Annotated in this window: 24 protein-coding genes; 5 read left to right on the top strand and 19 right to left on the bottom strand. The window is 66.4% G+C overall.

The window, feature by feature from the left end; genetic code table 11:
• Positions 1-90: 90 nt before the first annotated feature.
• The 7 genes from ACM0PK_RS09515 to ACM0PK_RS09485 form a co-directional block, all read right to left on the bottom strand.
• On the bottom strand, positions 91-816 hold the full coding sequence (locus ACM0PK_RS09515) for an N-6 DNA methylase (protein ID WP_114618569.1): 726 nt from the start codon (positions 814-816) through the stop codon (positions 91-93).
• Positions 809-1,597: a DNA methyltransferase family protein gene (locus ACM0PK_RS09510; protein WP_162792532.1), complete on the bottom strand. Its 789-nt coding sequence runs from the start codon at positions 1,595-1,597 to the stop codon at positions 809-811. The genes ACM0PK_RS09515 and ACM0PK_RS09510 overlap by 8 nt, the downstream gene beginning before the upstream one ends.
• Complete coding sequence (locus tag ACM0PK_RS09505) at positions 1,590-2,243, bottom strand: DNA N-6-adenine-methyltransferase (protein ID WP_114618567.1); 654 nt, start codon at positions 2,241-2,243, stop codon at positions 1,590-1,592. The genes ACM0PK_RS09510 and ACM0PK_RS09505 overlap by 8 nt, the downstream gene beginning before the upstream one ends.
• Before the next feature lie 122 nt (positions 2,244-2,365).
• On the bottom strand, positions 2,366-2,614 hold the full coding sequence (locus ACM0PK_RS09500) for a hypothetical protein (RefSeq protein WP_046429568.1): 249 nt from the start codon (positions 2,612-2,614) through the stop codon (positions 2,366-2,368).
• A 224-nt stretch (positions 2,615-2,838) separates the two neighbouring features.
• Positions 2,839-3,768 (bottom strand): hypothetical protein, encoded by a 930-nt coding sequence (locus tag ACM0PK_RS09495; RefSeq protein ID WP_414606819.1) that lies wholly within the window; start codon positions 3,766-3,768, stop codon positions 2,839-2,841.
• 37 nt (positions 3,769-3,805) lie between these two features.
• On the bottom strand, positions 3,806-4,462 hold the full coding sequence (locus tag ACM0PK_RS09490; RefSeq protein WP_235319588.1) for a nucleotide-binding protein: 657 nt from the start codon (positions 4,460-4,462) through the stop codon (positions 3,806-3,808).
• A 91-nt stretch (positions 4,463-4,553) separates the two neighbouring features.
• Positions 4,554-6,410 (bottom strand): integrase arm-type DNA-binding domain-containing protein, encoded by a 1,857-nt coding sequence (locus tag ACM0PK_RS09485; RefSeq protein WP_414606820.1) that lies wholly within the window; start codon positions 6,408-6,410, stop codon positions 4,554-4,556.
• Positions 6,411-6,704: 294 nt separating this feature from the next.
• Here ACM0PK_RS09485 and mutS point away from each other — a divergent pair, with 294 nt between their 5' ends.
• From mutS to katG, 3 genes are all read left to right on the top strand, one after another.
• Positions 6,705-9,260: a DNA mismatch repair protein MutS gene (mutS, locus tag ACM0PK_RS09480; RefSeq protein WP_414606821.1), complete on the top strand. Its 2,556-nt coding sequence runs from the start codon at positions 6,705-6,707 to the stop codon at positions 9,258-9,260.
• A 206-nt stretch (positions 9,261-9,466) separates the two neighbouring features.
• Entirely contained in the window at positions 9,467-10,066 is a 600-nt protein-coding gene (locus ACM0PK_RS09475; protein ID WP_088496962.1) for a DUF937 domain-containing protein, read from the top strand.
• A gap of 147 nt (positions 10,067-10,213) precedes the next feature.
• Positions 10,214-12,451: a catalase/peroxidase HPI gene (gene katG / locus ACM0PK_RS09470; protein ID WP_414606822.1), complete on the top strand. Its 2,238-nt coding sequence runs from the start codon at positions 10,214-10,216 to the stop codon at positions 12,449-12,451.
• A gap of 220 nt (positions 12,452-12,671) precedes the next feature.
• On the opposite strand, the gene ACM0PK_RS09465 is transcribed toward katG, so the two are convergent.
• Both ACM0PK_RS09465 and ACM0PK_RS09460 read right to left on the bottom strand, forming a co-directional pair.
• Positions 12,672-13,079: an RNA-binding S4 domain-containing protein gene (locus tag ACM0PK_RS09465; RefSeq protein ID WP_005415742.1), complete on the bottom strand. Its 408-nt coding sequence runs from the start codon at positions 13,077-13,079 to the stop codon at positions 12,672-12,674.
• Positions 13,080-13,088: 9 nt separating this feature from the next.
• A complete protein-coding gene (locus ACM0PK_RS09460) occupies positions 13,089-13,328 on the bottom strand; it encodes a hypothetical protein (RefSeq protein WP_088496961.1) in 240 nt (79 codons plus the stop codon).
• A gap of 62 nt (positions 13,329-13,390) precedes the next feature.
• On the opposite strand from ACM0PK_RS09460, the gene ACM0PK_RS09455 reads away from it, so the two are divergent.
• Positions 13,391-14,863 carry an MATE family efflux transporter gene (locus tag ACM0PK_RS09455; RefSeq protein ID WP_414606823.1) on the top strand — a complete coding sequence of 491 codons (1,473 nt, stop codon included), beginning with the start codon at positions 13,391-13,393 and terminating at the stop codon, positions 14,861-14,863.
• A 68-nt stretch (positions 14,864-14,931) separates the two neighbouring features.
• Here the strand turns inward: ACM0PK_RS09455 and ACM0PK_RS09450 are convergent, their stop codons facing one another.
• The 10 genes from ACM0PK_RS09450 to ffh all read right to left on the bottom strand — a co-directional run bounded on the left by ACM0PK_RS09450 (position 14,932) and on the right by ffh (position 21,992).
• The gene (locus ACM0PK_RS09450) at positions 14,932-15,339 is read right to left on the bottom strand and encodes a DUF1801 domain-containing protein (protein WP_072166882.1); all 408 of its coding nucleotides are present in this window, start codon (positions 15,337-15,339) and stop codon (positions 14,932-14,934) included.
• 38 nt (positions 15,340-15,377) lie between these two features.
• On the bottom strand, positions 15,378-15,812 hold the full coding sequence (locus ACM0PK_RS09445; protein ID WP_180884694.1) for a DUF1801 domain-containing protein: 435 nt from the start codon (positions 15,810-15,812) through the stop codon (positions 15,378-15,380).
• 78 nt (positions 15,813-15,890) lie between these two features.
• Positions 15,891-16,271: a DUF6404 family protein gene (locus tag ACM0PK_RS09440; protein ID WP_414606824.1), complete on the bottom strand. Its 381-nt coding sequence runs from the start codon at positions 16,269-16,271 to the stop codon at positions 15,891-15,893.
• 82 nt (positions 16,272-16,353) lie between these two features.
• On the bottom strand, positions 16,354-16,755 hold the full coding sequence (rplS, locus tag ACM0PK_RS09435; RefSeq protein WP_005415736.1) for a 50S ribosomal protein L19: 402 nt from the start codon (positions 16,753-16,755) through the stop codon (positions 16,354-16,356).
• A gap of 154 nt (positions 16,756-16,909) precedes the next feature.
• Positions 16,910-17,668: a tRNA (guanosine(37)-N1)-methyltransferase TrmD gene (trmD, locus tag ACM0PK_RS09430; RefSeq protein ID WP_005415735.1), complete on the bottom strand. Its 759-nt coding sequence runs from the start codon at positions 17,666-17,668 to the stop codon at positions 16,910-16,912.
• Positions 17,669-17,676: 8 nt separating this feature from the next.
• Positions 17,677-18,189 (bottom strand): ribosome maturation factor RimM, encoded by a 513-nt coding sequence (gene rimM, locus ACM0PK_RS09425; protein ID WP_005415734.1) that lies wholly within the window; start codon positions 18,187-18,189, stop codon positions 17,677-17,679.
• Between the two features lie 44 nt (positions 18,190-18,233).
• The gene (rpsP, locus tag ACM0PK_RS09420) at positions 18,234-18,494 is read right to left on the bottom strand and encodes a 30S ribosomal protein S16 (protein ID WP_005415733.1); all 261 of its coding nucleotides are present in this window, start codon (positions 18,492-18,494) and stop codon (positions 18,234-18,236) included.
• A gap of 87 nt (positions 18,495-18,581) precedes the next feature.
• Positions 18,582-19,394, bottom strand: coding sequence for an aminotransferase class IV family protein (locus ACM0PK_RS09415; protein ID WP_414606825.1), 813 nt, complete (start codon positions 19,392-19,394; stop codon positions 18,582-18,584).
• Positions 19,391-20,467 carry an NAD(P)H-dependent flavin oxidoreductase gene (locus tag ACM0PK_RS09410; protein ID WP_414606826.1) on the bottom strand — a complete coding sequence of 359 codons (1,077 nt, stop codon included), beginning with the start codon at positions 20,465-20,467 and terminating at the stop codon, positions 19,391-19,393. Before ACM0PK_RS09410 ends, ACM0PK_RS09415 begins: the two co-directional genes overlap by 4 nt.
• Positions 20,468-20,615: 148 nt before the next feature.
• On the bottom strand, positions 20,616-21,992 hold the full coding sequence (ffh, locus tag ACM0PK_RS09405; RefSeq protein ID WP_134972785.1) for a signal recognition particle protein: 1,377 nt from the start codon (positions 21,990-21,992) through the stop codon (positions 20,616-20,618).
• A gap of 122 nt (positions 21,993-22,114) precedes the next feature.
• Between ffh and ACM0PK_RS09400 the strand changes: the two genes are divergently transcribed.
• Complete coding sequence (locus ACM0PK_RS09400) at positions 22,115-22,909, top strand: cytochrome C assembly family protein (protein ID WP_005415730.1); 795 nt, start codon at positions 22,115-22,117, stop codon at positions 22,907-22,909.
• Positions 22,910-22,938: the final 29 nt, after the last annotated feature.

Here is a 22,938-nt window from a genome sequence, read left to right as displayed (position 1 = left end):
GGTTGAAGAGCAAAAGCAAAAGCGGCTTGGAGCAAGAGCCGGCGGCTGCTCGCCGCCGAGTCTTGGAGAGGGGAAAGGCGGGCCTCCGGCCTACTCGTAGTTGAAGGAGTGGGACCAGAACCCGCATCGCCTAGGGTCGGCCAACTCGTCCCCTTCTGCCTGCCCCTCTCCTTCCGTCTGCTTTTTTCCTCGGACCAGCTCGTTTCCCACCGTCACTTTGACTTCCCTAAGCGGCAGGGAATGAAAGGTCTGGTTCATGTGAATCTGCAAAGCTGTCATCGCTGCGCACAAGGGATCAATGTCTCCCGCGCGAACCCGGATTTCATTGCTTGAAATGAGGTTGAGGCGACTCCGGATCGCGGCCAGGGCCAGTGAGCCGGCACCACAACAACAGTCATAGACGTTACTCACGCTGGCACTGGGGTGCCGCCAGGTGAGGTTGGTGGCAAGGGCTTGAACCAGGTCCAAAAGATCGCCTGGCGTGAAAGACTGCCCCAGCCCTTCCCCGCCCTTCCTGGCCAGCAGCTCGGCATGGACCTGCCCAAGAATGTCTTCAAACGGCCTGCTTGCAGCGACTGCGTCGAAGTAAGCGGTGATGGCCGCCCCCACCTCGGGCACTGCGACGGCTCTTTCCTGCAAGGGGGTAAATGCAAGCACTTTGGGGTCGATGTGAGCCACCAGCTTCACGTGATAAATCCCGAGTGACATCAGCGCGTGCTGAACAAACGTTTCGACTGCAACCCGCGGATTCCACGGCTTGCCATCGGTGGAAGGAATGGCGCGGATGGCCTTCACCAGGTTGGCGACCTCATTCATCGTTGGCCGCCCCCATGTCAGCGCCCGTCATCCGGTTGGCCTTCTCGAGCCGGATCTCCTCATCCATGGCGATGAACCGATCTCGCGAGAGAGACCAAAACACCACCCGCGTTTCCAGGTATTGAGTGATGATGTCTTTGCACTCGACCACCACGCGCCCGATGGGCATCCGCCAGATCAACTGGTTTGACAGCAACTGAAGTGCGGTCATCGCAGCACACAACGGATCGCGGTCGTTCGCTTTCACGGTAAGCCCCCGAAGGGCCTTCGAATCCTTCCCGGCCAGTTCGTGAAGCTTCACAAGCAACAGCGTGCCGGCTCCGCAGGTGGGGTCACCCATGGGCCACTCGTCTTTTTGAGGCGCTTGAGCAAAGGCGTTCAAAGCCATCGCCAAGCCCCAGGGGGTGAAATGTTGAGCGTCGTTCTTTTTCCCTGACCACACCAACTCATTAAACAGCCGGCCCAGGATGCATTCGAACGGCTCGAAGGTTTCCACTGCGCCGCCGTAGGCCTGGCCCGCTTCGAGGCACCAATCCTCGGACCCATCCACATCGGTCCCAAGCAGCGTCAAGTCACACCAGGCGACCAAGGGCCCATATCCCAAGGTGAACAACTCCTCGGCCTGCTTGAGAACGCAAACCTTCAGCGCAAGCGCGGTGAACTTGCGCATCTTTTCCCGGGGCGAATCCCCGGGGATGGTTTGGACGGCCTTCAGCAACCGCTGGTAAGCCGCATCGCGGGGTGAGGTCGGCTTTGCCTTCTTCGAAGTGGGCTTACTCATCGTTGGCCGCCCCCACGTCAGCGCCCAACACCCGGCCCACGCGGGCCATGTCAAAGTAGCTTCCGCGGATCAGGCCAGACTCCACTCCCCGCTTGAGCCTGCGCGCGGCTTCAGCACCGTAGCCGATGAACACCGATCCCGCCGGGCAACTCGTGCCCAGGGTCCCATCCGGGCGGCAGAACGACAGACGCCCCTTCGTGAACACCACCGCTGAAACGCTGGGGTGGTTGAGCACCGACTCCTGCATCCAGCTCGTTTCCATCCGCGCCAGCACAAGGGCAATCCCGTTGCCATGCTCTGCGGCCTTCTCCATCCAGCGGTGCTGCGAGGTCGAGCTGTTCTTGTGCCCACCGTAAGGCGGATTCATCCACACGAATGCCGATTTCGGCCAGGGCGTCTTGAGCCCGTCGTCGCTGGGCTTCAGCATCCGGGTGGCCGTGCGCCAGGGCATGCCCTGCTCCGGGGTGCAGGGATCCAGGTCAAACGGACCCAGGCCGTGGACGATCTTCGGCGGGGTGAGCCAAGTCTCGGTCGTAATGCCTTCCGGTGCCCGGTCGTAACCCACGTTGTGGGCGACGGCGAGCGAAAGCTTGGTCTGCTTGGGCTTCTTCGGCTTGGTGGTGAGGGGGCGAGCAACAGCGTTCATGGGAAATCTCCAGGGTTGAGGGGTTTTTGGGCAAAGCTCCGCCAGCACGGCTGGTCGGCCGCGTTTCGCGAAAAGGGTTGAGGGGGTTGGGCCTAGGCCCGGGTTACCGCTGCGCTGCTGGCTTAGCCGTTGGCGGCGTCGGCCACGTCCAGGAAGCTGTCCAGCGTTGCCAGCTGCAGGGTGAGCACCCGGGCGGGGTGGTGGCCGCGCATGTCGCGGTTGGGCACGATGACCGACGTGCTGGTGTCAGCGGCGAGCTGGGTCAGGGCCTGAGGCAAGGCGTCGGCCAGGGCGTCGATGAGGACCTGCGGTGTCAGGGTGGAGAAGTGGGTCGAGAGCGAGGGGTCGAGCGAGAGGATGAGCGGCTGCATGGCGGTGTCTGTGTCGATTGGTGTGGCGCCAGCCTATCGATCAGGACATGGGAATCGGGCCCAAAAGGGGCGCTTGCCCCTTTCCCGTGCGGACACAAAAAAGCCCCAAGGGCGACCTGGGGCTTGAGCGGGTGAACAAGGCTGCGGCGGAAGCCGCGGCCTCCCTGCCTTTTCTTCCAAGACCGAGCCGGCGGGTAGCCGGCGAGAAATGCTCCAGCCTCCGGTCAGAACGGGCACGGCTTGCGAGCCTGACCTGTGGCAGCCGGCAGGGTCAAATCGAACAACGCCTCGCGAACCTCGGACTGAAGCATCTGCACGTCGTGCTCCTCTCCCCTCCACATGTCCAGCATTGCCGCCTGGACGGCTTGGGCGGTTGGGCTTTCCTCTTGAGCAACCGCCTCACGGGCTTTTCGGATGTCTTGCTCCACCCGGGCTAGGAGCTGGGCCAGCTCGCCCTGGGCGCTTTCCAGCAGCTCCTTGTAGCGTCCCGCGCAATCCTTTTTCAGCGCCTCGTCCGCCCAGGGCAGCGTGAACGCTTCGGGCAGCGTGGCTTCCTTTTGCATGAACATCACCACGCCCCGCTCGTCCTGCTGGAGCGCCCCACGCGCGCCACGCAGCAGCGCTGCAAGTGCAACCCTCTCCTCTTCACTGAGGTGGGAAAGGTCCAGCGTTGACACCTTGCCGTCCACCAGCCCCAGGCGGATCTGGGTTTTTTTGACCACTTGGAACGTCGCCGCTGGCCTTTTGACGGTTGCCCCAAGCAAGTCCTCATCGCGCCGAGACTCACGCCAGCGGCGAACCTTGGGGGCGCCCCTCACCCCTTCTGCCCATTCCAGAAGTCGGGGCAGGCCAATGGCCGCATGCTTGCCATCGTCTGCAAGCAACGGACCTGTTTCGCTGTCCATCGTTGCGAGAACCCGGAAAACCTTTTGGTTGATTCCCAGAAGTCCAGCGGCCTGCGCCGATGTCCACGGCGGGCTCAACTCCACCTTCGTTTTCGCCTTGGCCGCTTTCGCCTCTTGGTCAATGTCGTTCTTCAGACGCTTCCAGGAGACGCCCTCGCCGGCCAGGAACGCCGGGTGCTTTTGGCCCCAGGTTTTTCTGTAGCGTTTTAACAGCTGTGTTTCCGCTTCCTGCTTGGAATCAAGGGACATGGGTTTGCCGCATGGGTGGAATGACGATGGTAGCCGGTCAGAACCGGAACGGTGTGCGAGTGATTGGGTCCGCCGCGGGCGGCAGGCCGTCGTCCAAGCCTTGCGCACGGGCTTGGTTCCGGACCGCCCTCCACGCCGCCTGGAACGCGGATTGTGCCGCCTCCATTGCGTCATCGAATGGCTCGCGCGCCGCGACGCTGGTCCAAGGCTCCAGCAGCGCCTCGGCCAGGGGGGCCTCCCAGAGTTCGCCCTCGGCCAGGGCGCGATCCAGGGTGTCCTCGTCCACGGTGAGCACGTGCCCGGCAATCAGCCCTCCCACCACCGCCCATGGGTGGGGAATGGCCCAACCTTCATGGGACGTGATCAACGCAGCAAAGCGCCCGGCGTTCTTGCGCAGCTTTTCCAATGCCACCTTGGCCTCGTGGATCTGCCGCTCCAGCTCCAGCTCTCGCTGCTGTTGGCTCAAGCGCTCCAGCTCAGCGCTCAGCCGACGCTCTTTCGCTGACCTGCCCTGACGCCCATCCTTCCAAGCCACCAGTTCGTCGTAGTCGTATTTCACACGCTGGTTGGGGCCATTGACGGCGCTGCCGGTGGCCTTCTGAAAGCGGGGCCCGGTGGGCGGGGTGCGTCGCCTCCACTCGCCCAGCGTGTCGGCATGGATGCCCAAGAACCACGCGGCGGCCTTGGCGGACACCAACCCGCCTCCAGCGCTCTTCGCCCGGGCCAACTCTGCGTTCCAAGAGGCTTCCGCTTTGGCTTGGAACGCCTCTTCTGTGCGAACGGGCTCAATCCTCGTCATCGAGCGCCACCTTCTGGTTGCGTGCTGCAAAAATCGTCACTGGCGGGTCGTTGACCTCATCCAGCCGCGGCTTGTCCGTGCCCTTCCAGCGGTTCCAGACCCGGGGACTGCTCGCCATCATGTGCTCTTCCACCACGGCAAACGCTTGACGCAGGACCGACCACTCCTGCTCGGTGTAGATCGCGTCGGTGGCCGCGGAATCCTTGTCCTTGATCCGGTGGTGAAGCATCTGCGACACGACCCGGGCCTTGGTGCCGTGAATCCGTTCGGCATAGCGCCCCAGAGTGCGACGCAAATCGTGGGGGGTCAGGCCGATGTCCACCTCCTCGCGCAAATCGATCAGCCCAGCGTCGCGACGCACGTTGGCGATGATGGATTTGCTGTCGGAGTAATGACCCGTTTTGCTGCGCCCGGACCTTGCCGGAAAGACGAACCGGGTTCGATCCAACGCGTGCTCAGCGTCGGCCACCGCCGCCTCCAAGGCGTCGATCAGTCCCCGTTGCCCACCCCGTTTGCTCGCGGCGCTCAGCGCGGCCTTGGCGGCCTCCAATCCCTGCTTGGCCCCTGTATCGTCTGCGCGCTCGTTGAAGCGCCGCTGCAGGACGCGCTCGGCGAAGTAGGTGACGGGCAAGAACCGCTGCTCCTTGTTCTTGGTCTCGAAAAGGTAGACCTGGCTGCCCGCCCGCTTGGTGGTCGGGTTGATGTCCTCTGGCCCCGCCAGCCAGACCCAGGACACCATTTCCTGCGACAACTCTCCGGGCGTGCAGCGGTCATACCAGCGCAACGGAGCAGCCTCGCTGCGCCGTGTTCCCCAAAGCAAGGTCAGCAGCAGGTAGTCCGCCCCGGCCGCATTGCGCCCGCCTTGTTCGTCCCGCCGTGCTGCAATGGCTTTGAGGACCTTGGGCAGCGTTTTGTCGTCCAGGGGATTGCGAACCTCTGCCCGGCTGTAATGGTTTCGCAGCTCGTGCGCTTCCCGGAGCATGTCGCGGGTATGGATCACCACCAGCGGGTTGTAGAACTGGCGCTGGGGACGGCCAAACCGATGATCGCGGGCTCTTTCCTCGTCGATGAGGAAATCCACCGCTCGCCTGGCGTCCGAAAACGTGTGTTCCGTTGAACTCAACCCTGCAGCTCGCACCCGCTGGATGTATTTGCCGGTGATGCCCAACGCTTCCAGCTGGGAAACGGTGAGCTTGGCCCAATCCGCCACCTCCGCCAGCTTTCTGCTCATGTCCCGCGGAATGCGATTGGACAGTTGCATGGAACTGATCCGGCAAGCATCAAAGGCCTGCTGGATGACCTCCAAATGGAGCTCGTTCAAGGTTTTGTCCGCCAACCCAACCGTGGGGCGTGAAAGGCGGGCCAAACTGTCCCTCACCCCGTCCACGCTGGCCGGCTTGATCTTCTTGTTCTTTGCGCGGGCGTCCAAGTGGGCGATGTAACGCTCCAATGCCTCGCGCAGGGTCAGATCCCCGAACTCTTTTTCCGATTCCCTTTCCAGCGTTTCCAGCAACTGCTGGCGCTTGACGTGGACGGGGTTCTTCCCCGTTTCCTTCAACAGCGCCAGGTGCTCCCTGCACGCCTCCCTGGCCTCGTCCAGCCCCATGTCGCTCACGTTGCCCAAGGTGAAGCGGATCGGCGTGCCCGTGGGCCCTCGTTTCTGGCCAACGTAGGTGGTCATCGTGGAGCCGACCCGGAAGCCAAACCCCGTGGGAGCCCCCGGCCCGCCGTCCAGCACCACGTAAGCCTTCCCGTCCGGGCGCGGGACCAGCCGAACCTTTCCTTGCGCATCCAAGGCCGGGCCTTTGTGGACCGACAGCGCCAGCACCTGGGCGTAGGTCAAACTAAACTTGAGCGAACCCGCCCTACTGCTTGACGCTGGACTCTTCATCGCATGCCCCTCCGGGTGCCGGTGTTGCTACAGTAACGCACGCCCGCGGTCATTGCTACACGGCGTTGCTACACCCCACCCCACCCCATCCCGCGCCCGTCGCTACATCGTCACTACAGAAAACACCGTCACTCGCCCTCATTCGCCTCGAATCACCGTCACTCCACTCAAAGCCCTTCAACTCAAGTGATTGATATTAAAGAAAACAACAGCGCCAGCAAGGGCTCGAAGGAACACACGCCTGCGATGAAGCAGTTCTTCGCAGCCAAGTCCGAGTACCCGGACCTGCTACTGTTCTTCCGCATGGGCGACTTCTACGAGCTGTTCTACGACGATGCGCGCAAGGCCGCGCGCCTGCTCGACATCACCCTGACCCAGCGTGGCAGCTCCGGCGGCGCACCGATTCCGATGGCCGGCGTGCCGGTGCATGCCTACGAGGGCTACCTGGCACGGCTGGTGGCGCTGGGCGAGTCAGTGGCGATCTGCGAGCAGATCGGTGACCCGGCGCTGGCCAAGGGCCTGGTCGAACGCAAGGTGGTGCGCATCGTCACCCCCGGAACCGTCACCGACGAAGCGCTGCTGGACGAGCGCCGTGACACCCTGCTGATGGCGCTGTCGCGCACGAAGCAGGGCTACGGCCTGGCCTGGGCCGACCTGGCCGGTGGCCGCTTCCTGGTCAACGAAGTGGAAACCGACGACGCCCTGGAAGCCGAACTGGCCCGACTGGAGCCGGCCGAGCTGCTGGTGCCCGACGAAGAAAACTGGCCGGAATTCCTGCGCCAGCGCACCGGCGTGCGCCGCCGTGCGCCGTGGCTGTTCGATGCCGACAGTGGCCGCCGCCAGCTGCTGAACTTCTTCAAGCTGCATGACCTGAGCGGCTTCGGCATCGATGACAAGCCGCGCGCGACCGCTGCCGCAGGTGCCCTGCTCGGCTATGTCGAGGAGACCCAGAAGCAGCGGCTGCCGCACCTGACCTCGATCGCCATGGAAACCGCCGGCGAGGCGATCGCGATGAATGCCGCCACCCGTCGCCACCTGGAACTGGATACGCGCGTCGACGGCGATACCCGCAATACCCTGCTGGGCGTGCTCGACAGCACGGTGACGCCGATGGGCGGCCGCCTGCTGCGGCGCTGGCTGCACCGCCCGCTGCGCCTGCGCGAGGTGCTGGTGCAGCGCCACCATGCGGTGGAAACCCTGATCGATCGCGGCAGCGACGCCGACATCCGCGAACAGTTCCGCCGCCTGGGCGACCTGGAACGCATCCTCACCCGCGTCGCGCTGCGATCGGCGCGCCCGCGCGATTTTTCCACCCTGCGTGATGGCCTGGGGCTGCTGCCCGCCGTGCGCGAGGTGCTGGCGCCACTGGACTCGCCGCGCCTGCAGGCCCTGCACGCCGCGCTGGGCGAGCATGACGCGTGCGCGCAGCTGCTGGCCAGCGCCATTGCCGAAATGCCGCCACTGAAGCTGAGCGACGGCGGCGTGCTGGCCGACGGCTTCGATGAAGAGCTGGACGAGCTGCGCCGCCTGTCCACCCATGCTGACCAGTTCCTGGTCGATCTGGAACAGCGCGAACGCGAAAGCAGCGGCATTCCCACCCTGAAGGTGGGCTACAACCGCGTGCACGGCTACTACATCGAGATCAGCAAGGGCCAGTCCGACCGTGCGCCGGTGCACTACACCCGCCGCCAGACGCTGACCAATGCCGAGCGCTACATCACCGAAGAACTGAAGGCGTTCGAAGACAAGGTGCTGTCCGCGCGCGACCGTTCGTTGTCGCGCGAGAAATACCTGTACGAGCAGCTGCTGGACACCCTCGGCGAACAGCTGGAACCGTTGAAGCAGTGCGCCGCTGCGCTGAGCGAACTGGACGTGCTGGCCGCCTTCGCCGAGCGCGCGCAGGCGCTGGACTGGTCGCGGCCTGAACTGGAAACGGCACCGTGCCTGAAGATCGAGCGTGGCCGCCATCCGGTGGTCGAAGCGGTGCGTGAGCAGCCGTTCGAACCGAACGACCTGGACCTGCATCCCGACCGTCGCATGCTGGTCATCACCGGCCCGAACATGGGCGGTAAATCGACCTACATGCGGCAGAACGCGCTGATCGTGCTGCTGGCCCACATCGGCAGCTTCGTGCCGGCCAGCCGTGCGGTTATCGGTCCGATCGACCGCATCCTGACCCGCATCGGCGCCGGTGACGACCTCGCCCGCGGGCAGTCGACCTTCATGGTCGAGATGGCCGAGACCAGCTACATCCTGCATCACGCCACCGCCCATTCGCTGGTGCTGATGGACGAGATCGGCCGCGGCACCTCCACCTACGACGGCCTGGCGCTGGCCGATGCGGTCGCACGCCACCTGGCCTACCAGAACCGCTGCTATACGCTGTTCGCGACCCACTACTTCGAGCTGACCGCGCTGGCCGACGAACAACACGAGGGCGGCCGCAGCGGCATTGCCAACGTGCACCTGGATGCCGTCGAGCACGGTGAAGCGCTGGTGTTCATGCACGCGGTGAAGGACGGTCCGGCCAACCGCAGCTTCGGCCTGCAGGTGGCCGCGCTGGCCGGCCTGCCGCGCACTACCGTGGCGCAGGCACGGCGGCGCCTGGCCGAGCTGGAGCAGCGCGGCGGTGAAAGCCACGCGGCCGAACTGGCACCGCAGGCACTGGATGCACCGCAGCAGTTCGGCCTGTTCAGCGCGCCGTCCAGCAAGGCGCAGGAAGCGCTGGCGGCGATCGATCCGGACGAGTTGACGCCGAAGCAGGCGCTTGAGGCGCTGTACCGGTTGAAGACGCTGCTGTAACCGCGCCCGCAGGCAGGCCTGGGCCGAGCACGGGCTCGGCTCTACAACTCACGCCCTGCCTGTAGAGCCGAGCCCATGCTCGGCTCCACAACGACCCCGTCGCGCTCTGTCTGTAGAGCCGGGCCCATGCTCGGCTGCCTTCGCATTCCCGTAGTGCACGCAGCGTTATGCTCGGGCCGTCCTTCCTTCACAGAACAGAGACTGCCATGAACACCGAATCGCTCGCTGCATCCCTCTTCCAGCAGCTGCAGCAGGGCCAGGGCCTGCAGCAGCTGTCCCAGCAACTCGGCCTGGACAGCAGCCAGACCGCCCAGGCCGTCGGCAGCGCCCTGCCCCTGCTGCTCGGCGCGATGGGGCAGAACGCCAGTGAGCCGCAGGGCGCGCAGTCGCTGCTCAACGCGTTGCAGCGCGACCACAGCGGTGGCGGCGGTTTCGACCTGGGCGGGATCCTGGGCGCGGTGATGGGCGGGGGCGGCAGCGGCGCCACCGATGGCGCCGGCATCCTCGGCCACGTGTTCGGTGGCCAGCAACCGCAGGCGGCACAACTGCTCGGGCAGAAGACCGGTCTCGACAGCGGCACTTCGGGCAAGCTGCTGGCAATCCTCGCCCCCATCGTCATGTCCTTCCTGGCCCAGCGCTTCGCCCAGGGTGGCAACGCAGGCCAGCTGAGCCAGGCATTGGGCCAGGAAACGCAGCAGTCCGGCGGCATCGGCAACCTGCTCGGCGGCGTCCTGGACCAGGACGGCGACGGCCAGTTCGGAGCTAGTGACTTGATGAAGCTGGGCGCGGGTCTGCTGAAGCGTTGATCGGACACGACCGTCCTAGTCAGATGGCTCCATAGTTCGCCACTATCGCATCGGTTGAATCAATCGAATTTACCCATTGGTAGGCGCCACCTATCGTGGTCAGGCCTCCCCCGATTCCACCTTTCGCCAGTCCACAGGTAGAGACCCATGAAAAGCGAAGCGAAGTGCCCGTTCAACCATGCCGTCGTCGGCGACGCGACGACCAACCGCGACTGGTGGCCGAACCAGTTGCGCGTGGACCTGCTCAACCAGCATTCGGCGCGCTCCAATCCGCTCGATGCCGGCTTCGATTACGCCAAGGCCTTCAAGGGGCTGGACTACGCCGCGCTGAAGGCGGACCTGAAGGCGCTGATGACCGATTCGCAGGACTGGTGGCCGGCCGACTTCGGGCACTACGGTGGCCTGTTCATCCGCATGGCCTGGCACAGTGCCGGCACCTATCGCATCGGCGACGGCCGCGGCGGCGGCGGTCGTGGCCAGCAGCGCTTCGCACCGCTCAACAGCTGGCCGGACAATGTCAGCCTGGACAAGGCCCGGCGCCTGCTGTGGCCGATCAAGCAGAAGTACGGCCAGGCCATTTCCTGGGCCGACCTGCTCATCCTCACCGGTAACGTCGCGCTGGAATCGATGGGGTTCAAGACCCTGGGCTTTGCCGGCGGCCGCCCCGATACCTGGGAGCCGGACCAGGATGTGTACTGGGGCCGCGAGACCACCTGGCTGGGCGGTGACGTGCGCTACAAGCATGGCTCGGAAGGCGTTGAAGAGAGCCATGGCGTGCTCGTATCCGATGACGATGCCGACGGCGACGTGCACTCGCGCACGCTGGAAAACCCGCTGGCCGCAGTGCAGATGGGCCTGATCTACGTCAATCCGGAGGGGCCGGATGGCAACCCGGATCCGGTGCTGGCCGCGCATGACATCCGCGATACGTTCGGCCGCATGGCCATGGACGACGAGGAAACCGTCGCGCTTATCGCCGGCGGCCACAGCTTCGGCAAAACCCACGGTGCCGGCCCGGCCGACAACGTCGGCAAGGAACCGGAAGCCGCCGGGCTGGAAAGCCAGGGCCTGGGCTGGGCCAGCAGCTTCCGCAGCGGCAAGGGCGGCGACGCCATCACCAGCGGCCTGGAAGTGACCTGGACGCGCACCCCGGCGCAGTGGAGCCACGATTTCTTCGAAATCCTGTTCGGCAACGAATGGGAGCTGAGCAAGAGCCCGGCCGGTGCCCACCAGTGGGTGGCCAAGAACGCCGAAGCGGTGATTCCCGACGCGCACGACCCGTCGAAGAAGCACCGCCCCACCATGCTCACCACCGACCTGTCGCTGCGCATGGATCCGGCCTACGAAAAGATCTCGCGCCGGTTCCTCGCCGAGCCCCAGGCCTTCGCCGATGCCTTCGCCCGCGCCTGGTTCAAGCTGACCCACCGCGACATGGGCCCGCGCGCACGTTACCTCGGCCCGGAAATTCCGGCCGAAGAGTTCATCTGGCAGGACCCGCTGCCGGAAGCACAGCACCCGCTGATCGACGCCAGGGACATCGCCGCGCTGAAGCAGCAGATCGCCGCAGCGGGCCTGAGCGTCGCCGAGCTGGTCTCCACCGCATGGGCGTCGGCCTCGACCTTCCGTGGTTCGGACAAGCGCGGCGGCGCCAACGGTGCACGCATCCGCCTGGCCCCGCAGAAGGACTGGGCGGTGAACCAGCCGCAGCAGCTGGCCAAGGTGCTGGCCGCGCTGGAAAAGGTGCAGGCCAGCTTCAATGCCGGCGGCAAGCACGTGTCACTGGCCGACCTGATCGTGCTGGCCGGTGGCGTGGGTGTCGAACAGGCGGCCAAGGCCGGTGGCCATGAGGTCAGCGTGCCGTTCACCCCGGGCCGCACCGATGCCAGCCAGGAACAGACCGACGTCGAATCGTTCGCGGTGCTCGAGCCGGTCGCCGATGGCTTCCGCAATTACCTGAAGGGCGCCTACAGCGTGCCCGGGGAGGCGCTGCTGATCGACAAGGCGCAGCTGCTTACGCTGACCGCGCCGGAGATGACCGTGCTGGTCGGCGGCCTGCGCGTGCTCGGTGCCAATGCCGATGGTGGCAAGCACGGCGTGTTCACCACGCGCCCAGGCACGCTCAGCAACGACTTCTTCGTCAACCTGCTGGACATGGGTACGGAGTGGAAGGCCACCGGCCGCGAAAGCTACGAAGGCCGTGGCCGCACCGACGGCGCTGTGCGCTGGACCGGTACCCGCGCCGACCTGGTGTTCGGCTCAAACGCGGTGCTGCGCGCATTGGCCGAGGTCTATGCCAGCGCCGATGGCGAGAAGAAGTTCGTGCAGGATTTCATCGCCGCCTGGACGCGGGTGATGGAACTGGACCGCTACGACCTGCACGGTTGAGGCGATCGGGGTAGTCGCCGGGCATGGCCCGGCGCTACCGGCGCGCTCCACCGGGTGCGAAGCGTCGGTTCGCACGCTCTCCGCAGCACGTGCGCCATCTCGGCCGGCGTCCCGCAGCACCTGGACGCAGGCACGGTCCGGCGAGCTCCCATTGAAGCCGTTGCCACAGCGCTGCGGCATATCCCGGAAGGTGATGTCGCCGGCGAACGCCGGGGCTGCGTCACAGCGCGTCAATGTCCCCCAGGGCGCGGATCAATCGCCGCGCACGCTTGTCCGGCTTGTGCTCCGGCGGCTGGAACCCGTCACGCGCGGCGATGCGCAGCGCACGCTGTTCGGCACGACGCGCCTTGGAGGCCTCGCTCTCGGCATACAGCTGCTGCGCCGTCGCTGCGGGCCCGCGCTGATCGCTCAGGCCGAGCACCTGGACCTCGAAATGCTCTTCACCACGGTCGACCTGAAGCTGCTCGCCCACACGCACCGCGCGTGAGGATTTCGGACGCTGCCCGGCAACGCTGACCTTGCCGGTCTCGATCGCCTGCTTGGCCAGGCTGCGGGTCTTGAAGAAACGGGCCGCCCACAACCAGATGTCCAGGCGGACACTGGGTGACAGCGGGGAAAGCTCGGGCATGGGGGCAGGCTACTCCAGTGGCTTGTTGAGGGGACGCGGGTTGTCCGGGTCGGCCCGGCAGCCGGTGCCGCCGATCAATGGCCGCACCCCGGAGGCCAGGTCCTGGCGCTGGCTGCCTACCAGGCACTCGGGACGGTCGGTTGGCCGGATCTGGGTATCACCCAGCCGGTCGTCCATCGAACATGCGGCCAATACAGCGCCGATCAAGGCCAGCGCCAACCTCCGCTCCACCTGCAGTCGTTGATGCATTGCCACATCCCGCGAACTGGCTTGGTGCTAGTGTGCGCCTCCCGGGATTCGATCACCACTCCATGGCCAAAGCGCCGCTTGACCTGACCTCCGGCCCGATCGGGCGCAATCTCCTGTTGTTCTCCCTGCCGATCCTGGCGGGCAACATCGCGCAGTCGCTGAACGGTTCGGTGAACGCGGTCTGGGTCGGGCGCTTCCTCGGCGAGGCGGCACTGACCGCCACCGCGAACGCCAACAACATCATGTTCTTCCTGATCGGCTCTGTGTTCGGTTTCGGCATGGCCTCCACCATCCTGATCGGCCAGGCGATCGGCGCGCGCGACATCGTGCAGGCGCGGCGCGTGGTCGGCACCAGCGCAACCTTCTTCATCGGCCTGTCGGTGATCATCGCCCTCGCCGGCTGGTTCATGGCCCATCCGCTGCTGGCGGCGATGGGCACGCCGGCCGCTTCGCTGCCATTGGCCGAGGCCTACCTGCAGATCATCTTCCTGGCGATGCCGACGCTGTACGCGTTCGCCTTCCTCACCGCCGCGCTGCGCGGTGCCGGTGATTCGCGCACGCCATTCCGTTTCCTGATGGTGTCGGTGGCACTGGACATCGTGCTGAACCCGGTACTGATCTTCGGCATGGGGCCGTTCCCTGCGCTGGGTATCGCCGGCTCGGCGTGGGCCACGCTGGTCGCGCAGACGCTGTCGCTGGCCGGCCTGCTGCTGTACATGCGGCACAAGCGCCACACCCTGTGGCTGGGCCGCGCCGACATGCGCCTGTTCAAGCTCGACATGACCATCCTCAAGGCGCTGGTGGTCAAGGGCGTGCCGATGGGCCTGCAGATGGTGCTGATCTCGCTGTCGGTGATCCTGCTGATGACCATGGTCAACCAGTACGGGACCGACACCGGCGCGGGCTACGGCGCTGCCCTGCAACTGTGGAACTACCTGCAGATGCCAGCGATGGCGATCGGTGCGGCGTGCTCTTCGATGGCCGCACAGAACGTGGGGGCGCAGCGCTGGGACCGCGTGCGCGGCACCGCGCGCCAAGGCGTGCTGTTCAACTTCCTGCTGACCGGCGCGTTGATCCTGCCGCTGGTGGTGTTCGATCGCCAGCTGCTGGCGCTGTTCCTGCCACCGGCCAGCCAGGCGCTGGAGATCGCGCGCCACCTCAACCACGTAGTGATCGGCTCGTTCCTGTTCTTCGGCGTCAGCTTCGTGATCTCCGGCGTGGTGCGCTCCACCGGCGCGGTGATTCCGCCGCTGCTGATCCTGGCCGGCTCGCTGTGGGGCGTGCGCGTGCCGTTCGCCGAACTGCTGCAGCCTTACTGGGGCGCCGATGCGATCTGGTGGAGCTTCCCGGTCAGCTCGCTGGTGTCGATGCTGCTGTCGCTGGCGTATTACCGCTGGGGTGGCTGGCGCAAGGCGAAGATGATGGGCAAGCCCTCCCATGCCGATGCGCTGGCCACGCCCTCGGAGATTCCCGCCTGCCCACCCTCGCCGGTGGCCGACCCGGATGCGGCACTGGAGCCAGCGCCGCCACGTTGAGGTGGGTGCGGACCGTTGGTCCGCACAGGCCTGTCAGCCGAGCATGGGCTCGGCTCTACAGAAGACGGTCAGCGCTTCTTCTTCGCCGCGTTGAACGTCGCCGCCGCGCGCAGCAGCGCCTTGAACGTAGCGGCATCCGGCATCGCGCCTTGATGGATATCGATCGCGCGCCGGGTGTTGCCGTCCAGGCTGGCATTGAACAGGCCCTTCGGGTCCGGCAGCGCCGCGCCGTGGGCGAAGGTCAGTTTCACCGCCTGCCTGTAGGTTTCGCCGGTGCACAGGATGCCGTCCTGCTCCCACACCGGCGTGCCGCGCCACTTCCAGGTCTCCTGCACGTCGGGCAGGGCTTCATGGATCAAGGCGCGCACGCGTGCCAGCGTTTCGCCGCGCCAGTCACCCAGTTCGGCGATGCGCGCGTCGATCAGTTCAGCGGCCGGTGTTCCGGCATCGGCAGGGTTCGGTGCATGCGTGACCATCAGCGGCTCTCGTCGGGAAGGGAATCGGAACGTCGGGGTTACATGCGCTCGCCGGGCAACGCGGCGGCCTGGCGCACCCAGTCGCGGAACTGCGTTTCATCCAACGGGGCATCTTCGAAGATGTGCAGGTAACGCGTATTGGCGCTCCTGGACGGCTCGGGCGGCACTGGCGCCAGTGCCGCGCCGCGGAAGAACGCCACCTTGATGTAGCGGGTGAAGCAATGGAAGCTGAGAAACCACCCTTCGCCCGGCGCAACCGCATACATCGGCGAGTTCCACTTCACCGCCTTGTGCACGCCAGGTACGGCCTGCTCGATCAATGCATCCAGTCGCGCGCCGATCGCACGTTTCCAACCCGGCATGGCGGCAACGTATGCCTGCACCGGCGCATCGCCCTCGCCCTTGGCGATCTGCGGGTTGCCACCGGACAGCAGCGTGGGCGCAGTGGAAGGTGCGGTTCGCTTGGCAGGCATCGCACGATACGTCCATCGGGATGAAGCTGCAGCCTAGCGCGGGCCCGCCGTGTGGTCACGGCGCAGTGCGCCATCGGCTCAGTCCGCCTGCCGTGCGCGGAACCGTCGCCAGTCCGGCAGCTTGCGGTGGCGGCGCAGCGAGCGCATCAGCGCCGCCATCACCATGCCGAACAGCGCTCCAGCCAACAGGCCGGCCACCAGCAACAGCGCCAGCGGGCGCTCGCTGCCCTGCCACAGCATCAGCCACATCAGCGCGGTCCAGAACAGCCCGAACAGCAGGCCCTGCACCAGCGCGTTGGTAGCAAAACCGGCCAGGATCGGCGGCGGCAGTGCAATGCCCAGGCGCCAGAGCAGGCGATGCAGCAGCGGTGCCGACTGCACGCGCGCCAGCCCCTGGCCGTCCAGGAAGCGCAGCGCCGACTGGATCACGGCAGGATAGCGCGGGTTGATGTCGCTCATCACCTGATCGTGGCCGATGCGATGCCGGAAACGCAAACGGCCACCCGAAGGTGGCCGTCGCGGCAACAACCGAAGTTGTTTATCAGGCCTTGTCGGCCAGACGGGCAGCCTTGGCGGCAGCAGCGGCAGCCAGGTCTTCCTTGATGCGGGCAGCCTTGCCTTCCAGGCCACGCAGGTAGTACAGCTTGCCGGCGCGGACCTTACCACGACGCTTCACTTCGACCGAGTCGATGATGGCGCTGTGGGTCTGGAAAACGCGCTCGACGCCGTAGCCGTGCGAGATCTTGCGGACGGTGAACGAGGAGTTCAGGCCGGCATTCTTGGTGGCGATGACGACGCCTTCGTAGGCCTGCACGCGCTCGCGGCTGCCTTCCTTCACCTTCACGTTGACGACAACGGTGTCGCCCTGGCTGAACTTCGGCAGTTCACGGGTGATCTGGGCGGATTCGAATTCCGCGACGATGGACTTGTTCAGCTTGCTCATGGGTTACACCGATTCTGGTTCGGGTGGGCGTGTCATATCGACAACGTGGGCTCATGCAGTCACCGGACTGTGCTGCACGTTTGTTTTGGGTACGGCGCGCGCCAACCGGGGCTGGCGGGAATTGGCCATGATAGCCGATAAAGCCAGCCCTGCGCTAGGGGCTGGCCTTCTGGTTCCGGGCCTGGCGGCCCTGCTCCAGCAGTTTGCGGTCGGCCTTGCCCAGTGCCTGTTCATCCAGCAGGTCCGGGCGCCGCTGGGCGGTCCGGAGCAGCGACTGCTGGCGGCGCCAGGCGGCGATGGCCGCGTGATTGCCCGAGCGCAGCACCTCCGGCACGTCCCCCAGCGGGTGCTGGGCCGGCTGGCTGTAATGCGGGCAGTCGAGCAGACCGAGGTCGCCCTCGAAGCTGTCCTGCGCCGCCGACTCCGCATCGTTCAGGGCACCGTCCTGCAGGCGGGCCACGGCGTCGATGATCACCGCCGCGCCCAGCTCGCCCCCGGACAGCACGTAGTCGCCGAGGGAGATTTCCTCGTCGACATTGGCCTCCAGGAAACGCTCGTCGATGCCCTCGTAGCGGCCACAGAGCAGGACCATGCGCGGCAGCGCCGCCAGTTCCCGCACCTTGGCCTGGGTCAACGGCGCGCCCTGCGGGCTGAGGTAGATCACCCGCGCCGGGGTTGGATCGGCCTCGCGGATCGCCTGCAGGCAGGCCTGCAGCGGCTCGATCAGCATCACCATGCCCGGGCCACCGCCGAACGGACGGTCGTCCACCCGGCGGTAGTTGCCTTCGGCGTAATCACGGGGGTTCCAGCCATGCAGGCTGAACAGTCCCTTCTCCTGCGCGCGCCCGACCACGCCCAGTCCAGCGGACTGGGCGAGGAACTCGGGAAACAGGGTGATGACGTCGAAACGCATGCTCGCACTCAGAACTCGGGGTCCCAGTCGACCACGATCAGGTTGGCCTCGAAATCGACCGATTTGACGAAGTCCGGCTGCACGAACGGAATCATCCGCTCGCGGTCACCCCGGACCACCACCACGTCATTGGCGCCGGTGCTGAACAGGTGCGAGACCTGGCCCAGGGCGACGCCCTCGGTGGTCTTCACATCCAGGCCTTCCAGGTCCACCCAGTAGTATTCATCGGGCTTCGGCGGCGGCAAGGCACTGCGGGCCACGTAGATCTCGGTGCCGCGCATCGCTTCGACCACATCGCGATCCTCGACCCCGGGAAAACGGGCCACCAGGTGCTTGCCGCTGTCGCGGCCGCGTACACCCTCAACCGTGGTTTCCACGCCGGACGGGCTGCGCACGATCCACGGCTGGTAACGGAAAATGGCGGAACGAGGCTCGGTCCAGGACTCGAGCTTGATTTCGCCGCGCACACCAAAAGCGCCGACAACCCTGCCCAGCAGGATGCGGCGCTCGATATCTTTCATCTGCTTCAACCAAGAGGGCCACGCCGAAGCGTGGCCCGTCAGGATCAGGCCGCAGCGGCCTGGGACTTGGTCGCTTCCTTGATCAGGTTGCGGACCTTGTCGGTCGGCTGGGCGCCGTTCTTGACCCAATGGTCAACGCGGGCCAGGTCCAGCTCGATGCGCTTCTCGGCGCCCTGGGCGACCGGGTTGTAGAAGCCAACGCGCTCGATGTTGCGGCCGTCGCGCGCGCTGCGCACGTCGGTGACGATGATGTGGTAGAACGGACGCTTCTTGGCGCCGCCGCGGGTCAGTCGGATCTTGACCATGGTGTTTTTCCTATTGCCCAGTCGCCAGGATGGCGAGGTAAGCGGACGATTATAGCGGCAGATCGCGGCCGGGCCAACCCCGGGGGGTCAGATCGCTTTTGTGCCGCAAAAGGGGTCTGACCCCAATCCCTGCCAGGCCACCGCCGCCAGCACCACCCTGCCCTGTTCAGCCAGTGCCTGCGAGCCGGGCAGGACATGCCCGTCGATGGCCTCCAGCGCCCACAGGCCGCTGGCGTTGCAGGCAAAAGCGGCCTTTACGCCGGCCAGTTCAGCCAGCGCCAACGGCCGCGTCAGCTGCGCGCCGGGCCAATGCTGCTTCAGCAGCGCTTCGGCCGTACCGCGCAGGGCTGGCGCCTGCGGCCAGAGCAGCCGTTCACCATCGTGCACGGCCAGGTTCCAGGTGCTGCCTTCACTCACGTGGCCATCGGCGGTCATGAACAGCACGTCGTCGAAACCCGCCGCCAGCGCCGCGCGGCGTTCGGCGAACAAACCAAACGTGCCGACGTGCTTGATCTGCGGCAGTTCACGCTGCCAGGCCACGCTGCGCACGCGCTTGGCGACGGTCAGCGTCACCGGCGCTGACACCGCCACCAGCACGTCCACCGGCACCGCCGCCAGCGGATTGCGGAAATCGAAGCGGCGCGAGTACACCGTCGCCCGCAGCGAGGCATCGGCCTGCCCTGACTGCTGCAATGCCTGCGCCATCCATGCCTGTACCTGCACCGTGTCCAGTTCGCTGCCGAACAGTTCGCGCGTAGCCTGTGACAGCCGCGCCAGATGCAGGTCCAGCCCCTGCACTGCACCACCACGCACCTGCAGCGAGGTGAAGTGGCCGTAATTCACCAGCGCCGGCAGGAGATCCTCCACCTGCGCCGCCCGGCCGTTGCAGCTCACCATCATGGCAGCAGTGCCTGCGCCTGTTCCCACATGCCGCGCAGCACGTCGGCGGCCGGCTGCGCCGGCGCCATCCGCGCCGACTGCCCGGCCCAGGCCTGCATCGCTGCGAGACGATTGTCCTGTGCCGCCTGCCTGCGCATCGGGGCGGTCAGGCCGCGCTGCACCGGGTATGGACGCGGCGCGGGGGCGCCTTCTGCGGCAGCGGCGCGCACATAGGGCGTCGCCAGGCCACGGCCCAGGCGACCACTGAAGGCGCGGGTCGGCCAGGTGTCTTCCGGTTCGCTGGCGGCCAGCCCATCGGCCCACGCCGAAGCGATCGCCGCTTCCGGCGTGCGCAGGAAGGCGGTGCCGATCTGCACCGCACTGGCGCCCAAGGTGAGTGCGGCAGCGATGCCACGGCCATCGGCGATGCCGCCGGCGGCAATCACCGGAATCTGCAGCTGATCGGCCAGGCGCGGCAGCAGCGCAAACAGTCCCACCAGCTGGCGCTCGGCCATCGCCGGATCAAAGGAACCCCGATGGCCGCCGGCCTCCGCGCCCTGCGCCACCACCGCGTCGGCGCCGGCGTCCTGTGCCGCGCGCGCTTCGGACAAGGTGGTGGCACAGGCGATCCAGGCGATGCCGGCGTCCTTCAACTGCTGCACGTGGCGCGGCAACAGCACGCCCATGATGGTCGAGGCCACCGCAGGACGCGCCGCCAGCAGTGCGGCGAACTGTTCTTCGAAGTCGGCCGGCGTGGCGTCGGCGGCGCTGGCCGGCACCTCCGGGCCCCATTGCGCGAGGAAGGCGCGGCTGGCGGCCTCGGCGGCAACGTCACGGGCAGGTACAGGGTCCGGCATCCACAGGTTCACCTGCGCCGGACCGCTGGAGGCTGCGCGGAAGTCATCCATCCAGCGACCGATATCGGCCGAAGAGGACAACACCGCGCCCATTGCGCCCATGCTGCCGGCGTTGGCCAGCGCAGCCGACAACGGTACCGGGCAGGCACCGGCCATCGGTGCCAGCAGGATCGGAACGGAAACGCCAAAGCGCCGGCAGAACGCCTCGGCGCGGGAAGCTACAGCGGAACTCTGCATGACGGCCCATCGTTTCGGACAGGCCCCCATGGTGCGCGCAGGACAGGGGAAGAGTCGAGCCTGCTGCCCGACGGCCTGCTGCGGCGCTTGTGCGCCGCCGCCCGAGCGTGGGCCCGGGCGCTACATCAGATTGCGGACGGGGCCGTCATCAACGGAACGGCATGCCACGGCCGCCCATGGCGCCCATCATGCCCTTCATGCTGCGCAACATGCCCTTCATGCCACCGCCGGCCATCTTGCTCATCATCTTTTCCATCTGCATGTACTGCTTCATCAGCTTGTTGACGTCGGCCGGCGTCACGCCCGAGCCCTTGGCGATGCGCGCGCGGCGCGAGCCGTTGAGCAGGTTCGGATTGCGCCGTTCCTTCTTGGTCATCGAGCTGATGATGGCGATCATGCGCGGCACTTCCTTGCCCTGGCTGACCTGCTGCTTCAGATGGTCGGGGATGTTGCCCAGGCCCGGCAGCTTGTCCATCAGGCCGCCGATGCCGCCCATGTTCTGCATCTGCTCCAGCTGGTCACACATGTCGTTCAGGTCGAATTTCTTGCCCTTGGCGACCTTCTCGGCCAGCTTGGCGGCCTTGTCCTTGTCGACCTGCTGCTCGACCTGCTCGACCAGCGACAGCACGTCGCCCATGTCGAGGATGCGGCTGGCGATACGGTCCGGGTGGAACACGTCCAGGCCTTCCGGCTTTTCACTGACGCCGACGAACTTGATCGGCTTGCCGGTGATGTAGCGCACGCTCAGCGCGGCGCCGCCGCGGGCGTCACCGTCGGTCTTGGTCAGCACCACGCCGGTCAGCGGCAGGGCATCGCCGAAGGCCTTGGCGGTATTGGCCGCGTCCTGGCCGGTCATGGCGTCGACCACGAACAGCGTTTCGGCCGGATTCACCGCAGCGTGCAGGGCCTTGATCTCGGCCATCATCGCTTCGTCGATGGCCAGGCGGCCGGCGGTATCGACCAGCAGTACGTCGACGAACGACTTGCGTGCATCGTCGATGGCGGCGCGGACGATGGCTTCCGGCTTCTGGTCGGCACTGGACGGGAAGAACAGCACGCCGACCTGCTCGGCCAGGGTCTTCAGCTGTTCGATCGCGGCCGGACGGTAGACGTCGGCCGAGACCACCATCACCTTCTTCTTGCGTTTTTCCTTCAGGTGCTTGGCCAGCTTGCCCACGGTGGTGGTCTTGCCGGCGCCCTGCAGGCCCGCCATCAGGATGATGGCCGGAGCGGGCACATTGAGGTTCAGGTCGCTGGCTTCGGCGCCCATCACCGCAGTCAGCTCGTCGCGCACGACCTTGATCAGCGCCTGGCCCGGGGTCAGCGACTTCAGCACTTCCTGGCCGACCGCGCGCACCTTGATGCGCTCGATCAGGGCCTGCACCACCGGCAGCGCAACGTCGGCTTCGAGCAGCGCGATGCGCACTTCGCGGGTCGCCTCGCGGATGTTCTCCTCGGTCAGGCGGCCACGGCCACGCAGGCGCTCGATGGTGCCGGAAAGGCGCTGGGTCAGGGACTCGAACATGCGGCGCAACCTGTCTGAAAGCGGGGGACAATAAGGCAGACAGTATAACGGGTCCGGCTGTCTCCCCGGACTGCGGCCACGGGGCCGTCGCCAGCATCACGGGGGTATGCGAAACTGCAACGATGACAATCGTTCTCATCGCCGTCCTGCTCTACCTGGCTGCCAGTGCCCTGCTGGTGCGCGCGCTTGGCCGCGATGAGACGACCGGCTCCCCCATCTGGCTGTGGCCGGCCCTGCCCGCCATGCTGCTGCACGGCGGCTACCACGTGATGGTGGCGATGCGCACCAACGGCGGGCCGGACATGCACTTCTTCGCCGCACTGTCGCTGGTCGGCCTGGGCATGGCCTGGCTGACGTCGCTGGTCGGCGCGCGCGGGCGGATGTCGGCGCTGGGCGTGGTGGTGTTCCCGCTGGCCGCCGTGCTGCTGCTGGCCTACCACGGTTACGGCCACGAACCGAGCAAGGTACTGGGCTGGCGCCTGGCCAGCCACGCCTGGCTGGCCCTGCTGGCCTACGCCACGCTGAGCATCGCCGCGCTGCTGGCGATCATGCTGTGGCTGCAGGAACGCGCGCTGCGCCGCCGCGAGTTCCGGCCTTGGCTGCGGGCGCTGCCGCCGCTGGCCGACCTGGAATCACTGCTGTTCCGGGTGATCACCGTCGGCTTCGCGCTGCTGACCCTGACCCTGGTCACCGGGGTGCTGTTCGTCGACGACCTGCTGGCGCAGAAGCTGGTGCACAAGACCGTGCTGAGCGTGCTGTCGTGGATCGTGTTCGGCGTGCTGCTGATCGGCCGCCGGCGCTACGGCTGGCGCGGCATGAAGGCGGTGCACTGGACGCTGGCGGCGATGCTGTTGCTGCTGCTGGCCTTCTTCGGCAGCCAGTTCGTGATCGAACTGGTGTTCGGGCATTCGCGATAAAGGCGTGCCGACCAACGGTCGGCACCCAC

Source organism: Stenotrophomonas sp. FR010, assembly GCF_047520755.2.
Classification (GTDB): domain Bacteria; phylum Pseudomonadota; class Gammaproteobacteria; order Xanthomonadales; family Xanthomonadaceae; genus Stenotrophomonas; species Stenotrophomonas sepilia.
The sequence above is the reverse complement of the archived record's forward strand: the minus strand, read 5'-3'. Positions and strand labels throughout refer to the sequence as shown.

What these genes read in the sequence shown, in the direction of transcription:
- ACM0PK_RS09515 (WP_114618569.1), bottom strand. Translation starts at nt 816, where the DNA reads ATGAATGAGGTCGCCAACCTGGTGAAGGCCATCCGCGCCATTCCTTCC.
- ACM0PK_RS09510 (WP_162792532.1), bottom strand. Translation starts at nt 1,597, where the DNA reads ATGAGTAAGCCCACTTCGAAGAAGGCAAAGCCGACCTCACCCCGCGAT.
- ACM0PK_RS09505 (WP_114618567.1), bottom strand. Translation starts at nt 2,243, where the DNA reads ATGAACGCTGTTGCTCGCCCCCTCACCACCAAGCCGAAGAAGCCCAAG.
- ACM0PK_RS09500 (WP_046429568.1), bottom strand. Translation starts at nt 2,614, where the DNA reads ATGCAGCCGCTCATCCTCTCGCTCGACCCCTCGCTCTCGACCCACTTC.
- ACM0PK_RS09495 (WP_414606819.1), bottom strand. Translation starts at nt 3,768, where the DNA reads ATGTCCCTTGATTCCAAGCAGGAAGCGGAAACACAGCTGTTAAAACGC.
- mutS (WP_414606821.1), top strand. Translation starts at nt 6,705, where the DNA reads ATGAAGCAGTTCTTCGCAGCCAAGTCCGAGTACCCGGACCTGCTACTG.
- ACM0PK_RS09475 (WP_088496962.1), top strand. Translation starts at nt 9,467, where the DNA reads ATGAACACCGAATCGCTCGCTGCATCCCTCTTCCAGCAGCTGCAGCAG.
- katG (WP_414606822.1), top strand. Translation starts at nt 10,214, where the DNA reads ATGAAAAGCGAAGCGAAGTGCCCGTTCAACCATGCCGTCGTCGGCGAC.
- ACM0PK_RS09465 (WP_005415742.1), bottom strand. Translation starts at nt 13,079, where the DNA reads ATGCCCGAGCTTTCCCCGCTGTCACCCAGTGTCCGCCTGGACATCTGG.
- ACM0PK_RS09460 (WP_088496961.1), bottom strand. Translation starts at nt 13,328, where the DNA reads ATGCATCAACGACTGCAGGTGGAGCGGAGGTTGGCGCTGGCCTTGATC.
- ACM0PK_RS09455 (WP_414606823.1), top strand. Translation starts at nt 13,391, where the DNA reads ATGGCCAAAGCGCCGCTTGACCTGACCTCCGGCCCGATCGGGCGCAAT.
- ACM0PK_RS09450 (WP_072166882.1), bottom strand. Translation starts at nt 15,339, where the DNA reads ATGGTCACGCATGCACCGAACCCTGCCGATGCCGGAACACCGGCCGCT.
- ACM0PK_RS09445 (WP_180884694.1), bottom strand. Translation starts at nt 15,812, where the DNA reads ATGCCTGCCAAGCGAACCGCACCTTCCACTGCGCCCACGCTGCTGTCC.
- ACM0PK_RS09440 (WP_414606824.1), bottom strand. Translation starts at nt 16,271, where the DNA reads ATGAGCGACATCAACCCGCGCTATCCTGCCGTGATCCAGTCGGCGCTG.
- rplS (WP_005415736.1), bottom strand. Translation starts at nt 16,755, where the DNA reads ATGAGCAAGCTGAACAAGTCCATCGTCGCGGAATTCGAATCCGCCCAG.
- trmD (WP_005415735.1), bottom strand. Translation starts at nt 17,668, where the DNA reads ATGCGTTTCGACGTCATCACCCTGTTTCCCGAGTTCCTCGCCCAGTCC.
- rimM (WP_005415734.1), bottom strand. Translation starts at nt 18,189, where the DNA reads ATGAAAGATATCGAGCGCCGCATCCTGCTGGGCAGGGTTGTCGGCGCT.
- rpsP (WP_005415733.1), bottom strand. Translation starts at nt 18,494, where the DNA reads ATGGTCAAGATCCGACTGACCCGCGGCGGCGCCAAGAAGCGTCCGTTC.
- ACM0PK_RS09415 (WP_414606825.1), bottom strand. Translation starts at nt 19,394, where the DNA reads ATGATGGTGAGCTGCAACGGCCGGGCGGCGCAGGTGGAGGATCTCCTG.
- ACM0PK_RS09410 (WP_414606826.1), bottom strand. Translation starts at nt 20,467, where the DNA reads ATGCAGAGTTCCGCTGTAGCTTCCCGCGCCGAGGCGTTCTGCCGGCGC.
- ffh (WP_134972785.1), bottom strand. Translation starts at nt 21,992, where the DNA reads ATGTTCGAGTCCCTGACCCAGCGCCTTTCCGGCACCATCGAGCGCCTG.
- ACM0PK_RS09400 (WP_005415730.1), top strand. Translation starts at nt 22,115, where the DNA reads ATGACAATCGTTCTCATCGCCGTCCTGCTCTACCTGGCTGCCAGTGCC.